The 14,137-nt window shown below is 66.7% G+C and carries 10 protein-coding genes; 5 read left to right on the forward strand and 5 right to left on the reverse strand.

The annotated features are described in order from the left end of the window. The first annotated feature begins 96 nt into the window (after positions 1-96). Together ACFWU5_RS23195 and ACFWU5_RS23200 are read left to right on the forward strand one after the other, a co-directional pair. Positions 97-5,562 (forward strand): carboxyl transferase domain-containing protein, encoded by a 5,466-nt coding sequence (locus ACFWU5_RS23195; protein ID WP_379268796.1) that lies wholly within the window; start codon positions 97-99, stop codon positions 5,560-5,562. Positions 5,563-5,702: 140 nt separating this feature from the next. Further along, positions 5,703-5,891, forward strand: coding sequence for a hypothetical protein (locus ACFWU5_RS23200; RefSeq protein WP_379245663.1), 189 nt, complete (start codon positions 5,703-5,705; stop codon positions 5,889-5,891). Between the two features lie 18 nt (positions 5,892-5,909). Here ACFWU5_RS23200 and ACFWU5_RS23205 read toward each other — a convergent pair whose 3' ends face one another. Further along, positions 5,910-6,392 (reverse strand): hypothetical protein, encoded by a 483-nt coding sequence (locus ACFWU5_RS23205; protein WP_379268797.1) that lies wholly within the window; start codon positions 6,390-6,392, stop codon positions 5,910-5,912. Positions 6,393-6,666: 274 nt separating this feature from the next. Between ACFWU5_RS23205 and ACFWU5_RS23210 the strand changes: the two genes are divergently transcribed. Next, positions 6,667-8,412, forward strand: a complete 1,746-nt coding sequence (locus tag ACFWU5_RS23210) for an FAD-dependent oxidoreductase (RefSeq protein WP_379268799.1) — start codon at positions 6,667-6,669, stop codon at positions 8,410-8,412. A 137-nt stretch (positions 8,413-8,549) separates the two neighbouring features. Next, entirely contained in the window at positions 8,550-10,103 is a 1,554-nt protein-coding gene (locus tag ACFWU5_RS23215; RefSeq protein WP_379268801.1) for an acyl-CoA carboxylase subunit beta, read from the forward strand. A 1-nt stretch (position 10,104) separates the two neighbouring features. Here the strand turns inward: ACFWU5_RS23215 and ACFWU5_RS23220 are convergent, their stop codons facing one another. Next, complete coding sequence (locus tag ACFWU5_RS23220) at positions 10,105-11,370, reverse strand: PucR family transcriptional regulator (RefSeq protein ID WP_379268803.1); 1,266 nt, start codon at positions 11,368-11,370, stop codon at positions 10,105-10,107. Between the two features lie 275 nt (positions 11,371-11,645). Here ACFWU5_RS23220 and ACFWU5_RS23225 point away from each other — a divergent pair, with 275 nt between their 5' ends. Beyond that, positions 11,646-11,858 (forward strand): hypothetical protein, encoded by a 213-nt coding sequence (locus ACFWU5_RS23225; RefSeq protein ID WP_379268805.1) that lies wholly within the window; start codon positions 11,646-11,648, stop codon positions 11,856-11,858. 70 nt (positions 11,859-11,928) lie between these two features. Here the strand turns inward: ACFWU5_RS23225 and ACFWU5_RS23230 are convergent, their stop codons facing one another. From ACFWU5_RS23230 to ACFWU5_RS23240, 3 genes are all read right to left on the reverse strand, one after another. Beyond that, complete coding sequence (locus tag ACFWU5_RS23230; protein ID WP_379268806.1) at positions 11,929-12,573, reverse strand: hypothetical protein; 645 nt, start codon at positions 12,571-12,573, stop codon at positions 11,929-11,931. Positions 12,574-12,665: 92 nt separating this feature from the next. After that, entirely contained in the window at positions 12,666-13,505 is an 840-nt protein-coding gene (locus tag ACFWU5_RS23235) for an alpha/beta fold hydrolase (RefSeq protein WP_379268808.1), read from the reverse strand. Between the two features lie 110 nt (positions 13,506-13,615). Further along, positions 13,616-14,077, reverse strand: a complete 462-nt coding sequence (locus ACFWU5_RS23240; protein ID WP_379268810.1) for a VOC family protein — start codon at positions 14,075-14,077, stop codon at positions 13,616-13,618. Positions 14,078-14,137: the final 60 nt, after the last annotated feature.

Raw genomic sequence — 14,137 nt, forward strand, 5'->3', positions numbered from 1 at the left:
CTATATGAGGCACGGGGGTGCAGACTGCGCACGGACCGGGAGTTGCAAACCTCACCCGAAGGACGATGTCCCTCGGGGAATGGAAGGAGTCGGGCAGTGTTCAGCCGTATCGCCATCGTGAATCGGGGCGAGGCCGCCATGCGCCTCATCCATGCCGTCCGTGATCTGGCGGCGGCGACCGGGCTACCGATCGAAACCGTCGCGCTGCACACCGACGTCGACCGGAACGCCACCTTCGTCCGCGAAGCCGACATCGCCTACGACCTCGGTCCGGCCTCGGCGCGACCGTACCTGGACCTCAAGGCCCTGGAGAAGGCACTGCTGGCCACCAAGGCCGACGCCGCCTGGGTGGGCTGGGGCTTCGTCGCCGAAGATCCCGCGTTCGCCGAACTGTGCGAGCACATCGGGGTCACCTTCGTGGGGCCCAGCGCCGACGCGATGCGCAAGCTCGGTGACAAGATCGGCGCCAAGCTCATCGCCGAGGAAGTCGGCGTCCCGGTCGCGCCCTGGAGCCGCGGCGCGGTCGACACCGTCGAAGACGCCATCGAAGCAGCCACCGGAATCGGCTACCCGCTGATGCTGAAGGCCACCGCCGGTGGTGGCGGTCGCGGCATCCGCGTGATCACCAACGAAGCCGAACTGGTCGACGCCTACGAGCGCACCAAGCAGGAAGCCGCGCGCGCGTTCGGCAGTGGCGTGGTGTTCCTCGAACGCCTGGTCACCGGTGCACGGCACGTCGAAGTCCAGGTCATCGCCGACGGTCAAGGCACCGCATGGGCGCTCGGCGTGCGCGACTGCTCGGTGCAGCGCCGCAATCAGAAGGTGATCGAGGAATCGTCCTCCCCCGTGCTGAGCGCGCAACAGACCGCTGAGCTGAAGGCCTCCGCCGAACGACTGGCGATCGCGGTCGGGTACTGCGGCGCGGCGACCGTGGAGTTCCTGTACCACCCCGGTGACCAGCTGTTCGCGTTCCTCGAGGTCAACACCCGCCTGCAGGTCGAGCACCCGATCACCGAGCTCACCACCGGTTTCGATCTGGTGCACGCGCAGCTGCACGTGGCCTCGGGTGGTCGGCTCGAGGGTGAGCCGCCCGCCGAGCGCGGCCACGCCATCGAAGCCCGGCTCAACGCCGAGGACCCCGACCGCGACTTCGCGCCCGCCCCCGGTCGCATCGTGCGCCTGGATCTGCCCGCGGGCCCCGGTATTCGCGTCGACACCGGCGTGAGCCAGGGCGACACCATTCCCGCAGACTTCGACTCGATGATCGCCAAGATCATCGCCTACGGTCGCGACCGTAACGAAGCGCTCGGCCGCCTGCGCCGAGCCATGGCGCAGACCCGAGTCGTCATCGAAGGCGGCGCGACCAACAAGAGTTTCGTGCTCGACCTGCTCGACCAGCCCGAGGTCATCGACGCCAGCGCCGACACCGGCTGGATCGACCGGGTGCGCAACGAAGGCCGCCTGGTCACGCACCGGCACTCCACCGTCGCGCTGGCCGTGGCCGCGATCGACGCCTACGAAGAGGACGAGCGCGCCGAACGGCACCGGCTGCTGTCCACCGCGTCCGGTGGGCGTCCGCAGGTGCAGCACGAATCGGGACGGCCCCTGGATCTGAAGCTGCGCGGCGCGAGCTATCGCGTGCGGGTGGCCCGGATCGGCGCGCACCGGTTCCGGGTGGGTATCGAAGCCGGTGGCGACCTGCGCACCGCCGATGTCGATCTCGAACGTTTCGACGACCACACCGGCCAGATCGTGGTCAACGGCACCCGCTACCGCCTGATCACCGGCACCCACGGACCCACCCACGTGGTCGACGTCGACGGCGTGACCCACCGGATCAGCCGCGACGAAGGCGGCGTGGTCCGCTCCCCCGCGCCCGCGCTGGTCGTCGGCACACCCCTGGAAGTCGGTGCCGAGGTCGAGGCCGGGGCGCCGCTGCTGGTGCTCGAGAGCATGAAGATGGAAACGGTGCTGCGCGCACCGTTCCGCGCACGGTTGAAGGAATGCACGGTTTCGGTCGGCAGCCAGGTCGAAGCGGGCGCGCCGCTGATGCGCCTGGAACCCCTGGCCGAGGACGGTGACGAAGCCGTCGAGACCGTGGCCACCGGCACCGTCGAACTCGACTTGCCCAGTCAGACATCGCCGTTGCGCGCGCACGAACGCGTGGCCCGCGGGCTACAGGACCTGAGCAGTCTGCTGCTGGGCTTCGACGTGGACCCGCACGACGACCACCGCGTGCTCGACGACTACCTCACCGCCCGCCGCGAAGCCGTCGCCGACAACCTGCGACCGCTGGCCGAAGAGCTCGAACTGGTGCAGATGTTCGCCGACCTGGCCGAACTGAGCCACAACCGGGCCGCCGACGACGATCACGGCCAGGGTCACGTCCACAGCGCTCGCGAACACTTCCACACCTACCTGCAGAGCCTCGACGTCGAACGGGCCGGACTGCCGCAGGCCTACCAGGCCAAACTCGGTGCGGCACTGCGGCATTACGGCATCACCGAGCTGGACCGTTCGCCCGACCTGGAAGCGGCGGTCTTCCGGATCTTCCTGGCCCAGCAGCGCCCCACCGACACCGTCACCGTGGTCACCGCGCTGCTGCGCGAATGGCTGACCGAGCCGATGCCCGACCAGGTGCTGCGCGAGCCCGTCGGCCTGGCGCTCGAACGCCTGGTCGCCGCCACGCAGGTGCGTTTCCCGGTGATCGCCGACCTGGCTCGCGGCCTGGTCTACGGCTGGTACGGCCAGCCGCTGCTGCGTCGCAACCGCGCCCGCGTCTACACCAACGTGCGCAAGCACCTCAGCTACCTCGACGCCAACCCCACCGCCGACGATCGCACCGCCCGCATCGCCGAAATGGTACGCAGCACAGAACCTTTGGTGCGTTTGCTGGGTCAGCGGCTCGAGCGGAACAAGCCCGATCACACCCCGATGCTCGAGGTGCTGACCCGCCGCTACTACGGCAACAAGGGCCTGGCCGACGTGCGCACCGACCAGGTCGGTGACACCACCTTCGTGGTCGCGCAACGCTACGGTTCGCTGCTGGTGTCCACCGCGGTGAGTTTCGACAAGCTCGGCACCGCGCTGGACGGGCTGGCCGAATTGGCCACTGGCGCTTCGTCTATCGACGCCGACATCTACCTCAGCTGGGAAGCCCAGCCCGAGGACTTCGACGCGATGGCCGCGGCACTGGAAGCCGTGCTCGGCGCGCACCCGGTACCGAATCAGGTGCACCGGATCACCGCCACCGTCGCGGGCAGCGGCGGCTCGATCATGCACCACCACTTCACTTTCCGGCCCTCGGTGACCGGCATGGTCGAGGAACGACTGATCCGCGGTCTGCACCCCTACATCGCGCAGCGGATGCAGCTAGAGCGGTTGCGCAAGTTCGACCTCACCCGCCTGCCGTCCTCGGACGAAGAGGTCTACCTGTTCCGCGGTGTGGCCAAGGACAACCCGTCCGACGACCGCTTCATCGCCTTCGCCCAGGTCCGTGACCTGGCGGCCCTGCGCGACCACGACGGCCGCCTGGTGGCCCTGCCCACCGCCGAGGCCGCCATCGCCACCTGCGTGGACTCGATCCGTCGGGCCCAGTCGCGGATGCCCAATGCCAAGCGGCTGAACACCAACCGCATCGTGATGTACATCTGGCCGCCGATGGATGTCACCCGCGCGGAGCTCGAGACCATCGGTGGGCACGTGCTGCCCGCCGCCGCGGGCGCGGGGCTCGAGGAGATCCTGCTCATCGCCCGTCAGCGCGACACCGACACCGGCGAACTGACCAAGATCGGCGTGCGGATCACGTTGCGTCCCGACGGCGGCACCGACGTGACCGTGGGCGAACGCACCGACGAGCCGGTCGAGCCGCTCGACGAATACCGTCAGAAGGTGCTGCGCGCCGCGGCCCGCAACACGGTGTACCCGTACGAATTGACTTCGCTGCTGGGCGAATTCGCCGAATACGACCTCGACGCCGAGCACGCACTGGTGCCGGTGCAGCGGCCCAAGGGGAACAACAAGGCCGCGATCGTCGCCGGTGTGGTGACCACACCGACCATCCAGCATCCGCAGGGCGTGACCCGCGTGCTGCTGCTGGGCGATCCCACCAAATCCCTTGGCGCACTGTCGGAACCGGAATGCCGTCGGGTGATCGCGGCACTGGATCTCGCCGAGAAACTGCAGGTGCCGCTCGAGTGGTACGCGCTGTCCTCGGGTGCGCGCATCTCGATGGCGTCGGGCACCGAGAACATGGACTGGGTGGCGGCCGCGCTCAAGCGCATCGTCGAATTCACCCAGGGCGGCGGCGAGATCAACATCGTGGTCGCGGGCATCAACGTCGGCGCGCAGCCGTACTGGAACGCCGAGGCCACCATGCTCATGCACACCAAGGGCGTGCTGATCATGACCCCGGATTCGGCCATGGTGCTCACCGGCAAGCAGTCACTGGACTTCTCCGGTGGTGTGTCCGCGGAGGACAACTTCGGCATCGGCGGCTACGACCGCGTGATGGGCCCCAACGGCCAGGCGCAGTACTGGGCACCGAACCTGTCCGCCGCGCGCGACGTGCTCATGGCGCACTACGACCACACGTACGTGGCCCCCGGCGAGCAGGCACCGCGTCGCGCGGAGACCAGCGACCCGATGGACCGCGATATCTCGGACTTCCCGCATGTGTTGGCCGACAGCACGTTTGCCACGGTCGGCGAGATCTTCTCCGCCGCGGCCAACCCGGATCGCAAGAAGCCCTTCGACATTCGCACCGTCATGAAGGCACTGGCCGACCAGGACCATCCCGTCCTGGAACGCTGGGCAGGCATGGCCGACGCCGAAACCGCGGTCGTGCACGATGCGCACCTGGGCGGAATCCCGGTGTGCCTGTTGGGCATCGAGTCACGCAATGTGGCCCGACGCGGCTTCCCGTCCACCGACGGCCCCGACACCTACACCGCGGGCACCCTGTTCCCGCGCTCGTCGAAGAAGGCCGCCAGGGCCATCAATGCCGCCAGCGGCAACCGTCCGCTGGTGGTGCTGGCCAACCTGTCCGGTTTCGACGGCTCCCCCGAATCGATGCGCAAACTGCAACTCGAGTACGGCGCCGAAATCGGCCGCGCCATCGTCAATTTCGACGGCCCCATCGTGTTCTGCGTGATCTCGCGCTACCACGGCGGCGCGTTCGTGGTCTTCTCGAAGGCCCTGAACCCGAACATGACGGTGCTGGCCCTGGAAGGTTCGTTCGCCTCGGTCCTGGGCGGCGCCCCCGCCGCCGCAGTGGTCTTCGCCGGCGAGGTCAACGCCAGAACCGCCGCCGACCCCCGCGTGCGTGACCTGGAAACCCAGGCCGCCAACGCCGTGGGCACCGACCGCGCCACCCTGGCCGCCGAACTCGACGAAACCCGCTCCTCGGTCCGCGCCGAGAAACTGGGCGACGTAGCCGCGGAATTCGACCGCGTCCACAACATCCAGCGCGCGGTCGAGGTCGGCTCGGTAGACGCCATCGTCAGCGTCGCCGACCTGCGCCCCCGCATCATCGCCGCAATCGAGGCCCGCCTGCCCGCGTAACAGACCCACAACGGCCGGGCTCGGAGTTCACTTCCGAGCCCGGCCGTTGTGCTTTCGTCGGCCCAGTTCACGACAGTGGTCCCGACCACATCGGGGCCCGATATACCATGACTGCTTCAGATCGAAGTAGGAGCATTGAGATGGCCTTGGCACGACACTGTGACCGGGATGGTTGCGATAGCTGGCAGCGGATCGACCACGACGTCAACAATCGCTGGATCACTGTCGACCTCGGCGCCGGGGACGTACGACACTTCGACACCCGCGACTGCCTGATGCACTGGGCGGCCGCCACCAGCGTGCCGACCGAGGTTCATCCGCTCGGGTGATAGCCAAATCCGGGCTGGTCAGTGGATCGGGTTGCCCGGTCGCCGGAATTGATCGAGCCGGGGTGGATCTGTCAGCGTCCTCGTGAACTCGAATCCGACGCCGACCGCCATCAACCACCCGATCGCGGGGATGGACCCGAAAGCCATCAATCCGATGCCCGAGGCAAGAACGGCGACCAGGGTGATCCACAAGACGACCTGCGCGCCGAGAATGACGGCCGCACCGGCTCGATCGCGATAGACCACTACGCCGACGAGAACGAATACCATCGACGCGGCCGCGGAAACCGACAAGAAGGTTCTCTCCGAGGCCGAGAAATTTCCGTCGCGCATCTCCGGATATCGCATGGCGAAGAGAAGGGCCGCCGAGGCGGCGAAGGACGACAGCACAATCGCGACCACGACGACCGTTCTGATCCGCACAATTCGCCGGTTGACATTCATGTCGCTCTGGCGATGCCGAAGCGATGCGTCGCGGTCGAGGTGTCCGCCGGTTGCCATCACCGCACCTCGAAGCGCCGACTGGATCCGAACGTCGGTCTCACCGCTATCACCAGCATCCAGGCCCCCGCCGTACCCGCTCGCCACTGTGCGCGCGCCGCCACAATCCTGGCCACTGCGGACTCAGGAGTCAACACCACCGGGATGCGGGGTCCGCGGCGGGTCGCGGGCCTGCGCTGTCATCCATGCCAAAGTTCCACACTCGCAGTCGTGAGTAAGTCCAGTGGGCGCGGCGAATTGGTCGGATCGCGGTGGGAGGTTCTACCGTCGGTCCGTGTTAGATGATTCCCGCGCAGACGCCACCCCTTCCTACGACTACGACGTGTTGATCGTCGGGTCCGGTTTCGGTGGCAGTGTTACGGCGTTGCGGCTGGTGGAGAAGGGGTACCGGGTCGGTGTCCTGGAGGCTGGTCGGCGGTTCGAGGATGCGGATTTCGCGACTACCAACTGGGATATGCGGCGGTATCTGTGGGCGCCGCGGTTGGGGTGTTATGGGATTCAGCGGATTCATCGGTTGCGTGACTGTTTCATTCTGGCCGGGGCGGGGGTCGGTGGCGGGTCGCTGAATTACGCCAACACGCTCTACAAGCCGGGTGCGGCGTTCTTCGGCGACAAGCAGTGGGCCGACATCACCGATTGGGATGCCGAGCTCAGCCCGCATTACGACCAGGCGCGGCGGATGCTGGGCGTGGTGCGCAACCCGCGCATGACACCGGCCGACATCATCATCGAGGCGGTCGCCAAGGAGATGGGCGTCGGGGAGACGTTCGTTCCCACCCCGGTCGGTGTGTACTTCGGTGAGCCGGGCAAGAAGGCGGCCGACCCCTATTTCGGTGGTGTCGGACCCGAGCGCACGGGGTGCATCGAGTGCGGTGAATGCATGACCGGTTGCCGTCACGGCGCGAAGAACACCCTGGTCAAGAACTATCTCGGGCTGGCGGAAAAGGCCGGTGCCCAGGTTTCGCCGATGACGACGGTGACCGCGATCCGCCCGCAATCCGACGGCAGCTGGCTGGTCGACACCGAACGCACCGGCAGCTGGGTCCGCAAACACCGCGCCACCGTGTCCGCACGCCAGGTCGTGCTGGCCGCGGGCACCTGGGGAACCCAGCACCTGCTGTTCCGAATGCGCGACACCGCAACACTTCCCGCGATCTCCCCACACCTGGGCGTGCTGACCCGCACCAACTCCGAAGCCATCCTCGGCGCGGGCCGCACCGAGGTCGACCCGGCGGTCGACATCACCCAGGGCGTGGCCATCACGTCCTCGTTCCACCCCACCCCGAACACCCACGTCGAGCCCGTGCGCTACGGCAAGGGCTCCAACGCCATGGGGTTGCTCAACACCTACCTCGTCGACGGCGACAAACGCCTGCCGCGCTGGTCGCAGGTGCTGCTGATCGCCGGCCGTCACCCCGTGCAAACCGTGCGGTTGCTGCGCACCAACCGGTGGAGCGAGCGCACGCTGGTGCTGCTGGTGATGCAGAGCCTGGACAATTCGATCACCACCTACACCCGACGCGGCCTGTTCGGTCGCCGATTCACCAGCAAGCAGGGTTTCGGCGAACCCAACCCGTCCTGGATCCCGCCGGGTCACGAGGCGACCCGGCACGTGGCCGCGAAACTCGGTGCGACACCGGGCAGTACGTGGCCCGACGTGTTCAATGTGCCCATGACCGCGCATTTCATCGGCGGCTGCGTGATCGGCACCGACGCGAGCACCGGCGTGATCGACCCGTACCACCGCGTCCACGGGTACCCGAGCCTGAGCGTCGTTGACGGTTCGGCGATCTCGGCCAACCTGGGCGTGAATCCGTCACTGACGATCGCGGCCCAAGCCGAACGCGCCGCGGCACTGTGGCCCAACAACGGCGACCCGGACCCCCGCCCGACCATGGGCGAGCCGTATCGCCGGATCCCCGTCGTGGCCCCGACCTCGCCCGTCGTGCCCGCCACCGCCACAGCCGCGCTGCGCCTGCCGATCTGGCCGGTGACCTCGCAAGCACACAACGACCAGTGAGCGCTTTGTAGGGAGTGCGATGAGATAGCTGGTCGAGACTGTGATCTTTCCCGTGTCATCGGCTAACCGCGGCGCCCGGCGCCGAGACCGCCTACGGTCGCCAGAGCACAAGAGTTGGTCGGAAGGTGGCAACAAGCGTGGTAACAACCAAGGCGAAGCTCGATGAACTAGCCGAAATTCTGGCGATCGCCGCGGAACCCGCCGGTGAGTCCGCCGTGGCCAAGCGGGCGAAGAAGGGCGTTCCCAGCGTCCGCGAGCGGCTGAACATGCTGCTGGATCCCGGCACGTTCATCGAGATCGGCGCGTTGGCGCGGCAACCCGATCAGCCCGACGCCCTCTACGGCGACGGTCTGGTCACCGGTCGCGGGGCGATCGGGGGCCGCCCGGTGGTGGTGATCGCGCACGATCAGACCGTGTACGGCGGATCGGTCGGGGTCACCTCGGCCCGAAAGTTCATGCGCGCGTTGCGACTTGCGTTCGAGAACGCGTGCCCGGTGGTGACGATCAACGACTCCGGCGGCGCGCGCGTGCAGGATGCCGTGGGTTCGATCGCCTCGTTCGGCGATATGACCCGGGTGCTGGAGAAGCTGTCGGGGTATGTGCCGCAGGTGTCGATCATTCTCGGCAAGTGCGCCGCGGGTTCGGTGTACGGGCCGATCAATACCGACGTGCTGATCGGCACCAAGGATTCGTACATGTTCGTCACCGGACCCGACGTGATCAAGGCCGTCAACGGTGAGGATGTCAGCGCCGAGGCGCTGGGTGGTGCGGAGGTCCAGGCCAAACGCGGCACCCTGCACCACGTGGCCGACACCGAACAGGAGGCGTTCGACTGGGCCCGCAACTACCTCAGCTACATGCCGTCGAGCTGCTTGGAACAGCCGCCGATCGTGAATCCCGGCCTGGAACCCGACATCACCGCCTACGACCTGGAACTCGAGACGATCATCCCGGATTCCGATCGCGCGGGCTACGACATGCACGACGTGTTGCTGCGCCTGTTCGACGACGGCGAATTCCATGAGATACGAGCAGCTTTCGCACCGAACCTGATCACCGGGTTCGCCCGGGTCGACGGCTACCCGGTTGGTGTGATCGCCAATCAGCCACTGGTGCTGGGCGGTTCGGTCGACGCGGCCTGCTCGGACAAGTCGACCTATTTCATCCGCCTGTGCGACGCCTTCAACATCCCGCTGATCTTCGTCGTCGACACCCCCGGCGTACTGCCGGGTCTGGACCAGGAGGAAGCGGGCGTGATCATCCGCGGGGGCCGGGTGCCGCGCGCGATCATCGAGTCCACCGTGCCGATCATCAACCTGGTGGTGCGCAAGTCCTACGGCGGCGCCTACGGGATGATGGGGTGCCGTCAGGTCGGTGCCGACGTCAGCTTCGCCTGGCCCACCGCCCGGATCGCGGTGATCGGCGCCGAGAGCGCGGTCGACCTGGTCGCCAAACGCCAATTGGCCGCGGTCCCTGTCGAACACCGCGCTGCCGCACGGGAATTCATGATCAACCAGTACAACGAGACGATCGCCACCCCGTGGATCGCCGCCGAACGCGGGTACATCGACGCGGTGATCGAGCCCTCGCGCACCCGCCTCGAGATCCGGCACGCCCTGCGTCTGCTGCGCGACAAGCCGCCGGTCACACCGGAGTTCAACCCGCGCAAGCACTCGCTGTATCCGATGTGAATCAGCCGGCGCGCGGACTGGTTTCGCGCGGATAGATCGGCGTTGATCCGGACCCACGATGGGTCCGGATCAATAGCGCCGCACGCAGATGGCACAGCCCGGACACATCATTGAGGTCGAACCCGGTCAACTGGCCGATTCTCTTCAATCGATAATCGACGGTATTGGTGTGGATGAACATGGTGCGCGCGGTTCTGGAACGCTGCATATTCGTGGACATGTACACCTCGAGAGTGCGTAATAGCTCGGGATGGTCTTCCAGCGAATCCACCACCGAACTCAAGTAATCACGCGCGGGGCCGGGGCGGGTCAGCTGATATTCGAAGGCCAATTCGTGCGGCCGATACACCTTGCTCGGACCGCCCAACCGGTGCACGATATCGACCAACTCGTGGACCTCCTCTGCCGCGCGCGGGATCTCGGCCGGTGCCGCCGACATCGCCACCGCCCGCACCGGCACCTGCGCCGCCGCGGACAGCCGCACGATCAACTCGTCCAGCTCCGCTTCGGAGAACTCGTGTGTCGGCAACAGCAGCGTGCCGCCGTCCACGCTCAGCAGCGACAGCACCTTGCCCGCGCACCGGTCGGCCAGTTCGGCCTGCACCCGGCGGAGTTTGCGTCTGGCCACCACTGTCGCGTCGACGGTGGGGTCGAATTCCTCGGCGTGCGGGGGCAGTTCCAGTGCCATCACGTGATAGCGGTCGGCGACTTCGATCCCGCACTCGCGGGCCATCGTCGAGGTGCTCTGCCCACCCAGCAGCGCCGAGGTCAAAGTGTGCACGGCGGTGTGGTGCTCGCTGTTCACCGAGCGCAGTTCCCGCAGGTAGGCCACCGACACGGCCGAGGTGATCATGTTCTGGGCGTCCATCAGGCGCCGCGTCACTCCGACGACGGTGTCGTAGTCGTGGTTGGTGACATTGGTGATGATGAGATCGAAGCCGAGTTTGAAGCCTTCGTGTACCGCGTCGTGAATGGTGCCGATCGGGATTCCCTCCCGCGCCCAGTCGGCGGCGGCGGCCTGCACGCGCTCCATCCGTCCCGGAATGTCGCGGCCGTCGAGCATGCTCCTGGTCAGTTCCAGACACACCCGCGTGACCGTGGTGACATCGCCGTCGAGCGCTTCGCCGGGCAGCGTGCCGCACGGGACGACGTTCTCGATGAAATGCAGCACCATCTGGCGGGAGATCGTCCGCACATCCTTCAACGGGGTCGATACCGGTCGACCGGTGACGGTCAAGAACGGTTCGATGGAAGTTACGCCTGCCATGATGAATCCTTCCCACCCAGCACACTGGGCAAGCCCCCAAACTACCGTGGTCGTGAATCTGCCGTCCGGGCTTCGATTGTGACAAATGGCAAGGGAATTCGGAATCGTTGATGCGTCGCGACAACCGCGCCCTCGATCCCGCTGCTGGACCCCACCGCGCGGCAGTGGCGAGGAAACATCGCCACTGCCGCGGTAAACCTGTGTCAGCAGGTTACACACACAAGCTGACCTCGAGCACCGGAAGGGGAAGCGGGAGGCACACTTCCACCGAACCGGTGCTCGAACCCGAGATTGGGGACCCGGCGGTGGCAGTTCCGGCGCTCAGCGCACCCACCGACAGCGCGATAGCGGCGATGGTGAGCGGGCGGGAAATTCTGGAATTCATCACGGTGATCCTCGATTTCAGTCTGTGGAGCATCCCAGTTTCGGGATATCTCGATCAGATCACGGTCACCGCACCGATTTCCATCATCGCGCGCAGATTTTGACCTTCCTATTCACCGTCCGCGTCATTGTCGGAGATATCCACAACGCGATAGGTGTTGTCGCACCGGCGAATCAGACCGGGACGGCTCGGCCGCGAAGGTAGGTCATGACGTCGGGGTCCGGGGCCGATAATCGGAACTGGGTCAGGGCGTCGTCGAGTTGCGGGCCGGGGCCTCGGTCGGCGAGCAGGACCACGATCGCTTCCCAGGTGGCAGCATTGGGGTTCGGGGCGGCGAGGAGTTCGTCGAGGTAGACGTTCGGTTCGAGCAGGCGCAGGGCTCGGCGGGCGTAGGCGTGGATGCGGGCAGGCAGTTCGGTGCGGACGGTGTCGACATCGGACTGCAGGGCCGGGCGGGAGTGGTGATCGGGGTCCACTCGCAGCGACCACCATTGGGTCAGGTCCGCGAGGATGCCGTGTTCGTCGATCAGGCCGGGGCCGGTTGCTTGTTCGAGTTCGGTGAGCGGGAGGTCTCGCTGTGCGTTGCGCCAGTTGCAGAATTGCCACCACGCCGTCGGGGTCGCGGTGAGTTCGAGGCCGAAGCGCAGGACCTGTTGACCGTCGGTCCAGGTTCGCTGGGTGCGGGACCGGCGGATCGACGCGACACCGCCGGGCGTGACCTGGGTCCAGGCGGCGTCTTTTCCGTCGAAGCCGTAGGGCCGCAGTAACTTTCCCGCCTCGCGGGTCAGGCGGCGTAGCGCAGAGTCCGGTCCGTCCATTACTGCAGACTAGAGGTGCCCACCGACAAGTTCGGCGCACCAGCGGGCAGCCGCCGCTCTGCCCGCATGTCGCGATGAGGGGTTGCCGCGCGCTAGGAATCCATCGCGCGGGTGGCGGTCGTCGCGGCGAGCACCGCGGCGGTGACCTGTTCGGGCGCCTCGATCATCACCAGGTGACCCGCACCGTCGACGACGATCGCGCGCGATGGTTTCAATGTCCGGTTCAAAGTGCCGCCGGCCTGGGGCGACAGCACGCGATTGCGACTGCCCCAGATGGTGGTGATGGGCGGAAAGTTGTTGGACGGCACGAAGTTATCGAGTTCGCCCAGCAGCGGAATATCGCGCGAGATCGCGGCGGTCACCATCAGTCGACGAGGTTCGGTCCAGCTTTTACGCAGGTGTGCGACTATCTCGTCGGCGTGCGGACCGGGCTGCTGTGATCCGAGCTGTTCCGCCACGATCAGCTCCGCGAGCGGCCCGGGAACGCGGATCCTTGCGAGCAGCGAATCGAAGTTCACTCGCCGCCCCAGCTGCGCCGCCCACGCCGTTCGAGTCGGTCGCAGGGTCGCCGCGGTGAGCGGACTGCTCAGCACCAGCGATCGCACCCGCTCAGGATGTCGCTGGGCGTACAGCAACGCCAACGCACTCCCGAAACAATGCCCGACCAGCGTCACATCCCACAGTTCATGCTCTTCGACGAAGGCGGTAACCATCGCGAGGTAGTTCTCGACGGTGTATCCCTCATCGGGAGCATCGGAATCGCCATACCCGATGAGGTCGATCGCGAACACCCGATGCGAGGTCTTCAACGCGTCGAACTGCGCCCGCCAGATATGCCGATCCCCACCGAGGTTGTGCAGGAAGACAATCGGCGGCCCCACGCCCGCCTCGTCGTAGGTGATCAAGGTTCCGCGAAAGTCGAAATGCCGCATCGCCCGGGTTCCTTCCACTGGCGACCACCTCATTGTGGTTCTCCCACGGTAACCCGAGGTCCACGCCCCGGCGGCGAAATTCCCGGTTCGCCCACAGGCGCGCGGTGACGTCAGTCCAGGCAGAACTCGTTGCCCTCGGGGTCGGTCATCACGATCCACCCGGCGCTCATCGGCGGGGCGGGCTCGAAGCGTTCGACCCGGGTGGCTCCGAGGGCGACCAGCCGGTCACATTCGGCCTCCAGTGCCGCCATCCGCTCGTCGCCCTGTAAATCCGGTGCCGCGCGGACGTCGAGGTGCACCCGATTCTTCGCGACCTTGCCCTCGGGTACCTGTTGAAAGAACACTCGCGGCCCGCGACCTTCCGGGTCTTCGATGGCCGACTTCGAGTTCCGTTGCTCGGCAGGTACGCCGATGCGCGCAAGAAACTGGTCCCACACGACCAGCGGGTCGACGCCAGGGGGCACCTCGACTCCGGGCGGGCCTGGATGTACATAGCCGAGCGCATCGCGCCAGAAGGTCGACAGTGCGGCCGGGTCGTGCGCGTCGAAGGTGATCTGAATGTGGCGGCTCATCATCACTCCGTTCGTGGCGGGCTTTGTCCCCACCGTAGGCCAAGCCTCTGACATCTTTGC

Source organism: Nocardia sp. NPDC058640 (assembly GCF_042716995.1).
GTDB lineage: Bacteria > Actinomycetota > Actinomycetes > Mycobacteriales > Mycobacteriaceae > Nocardia.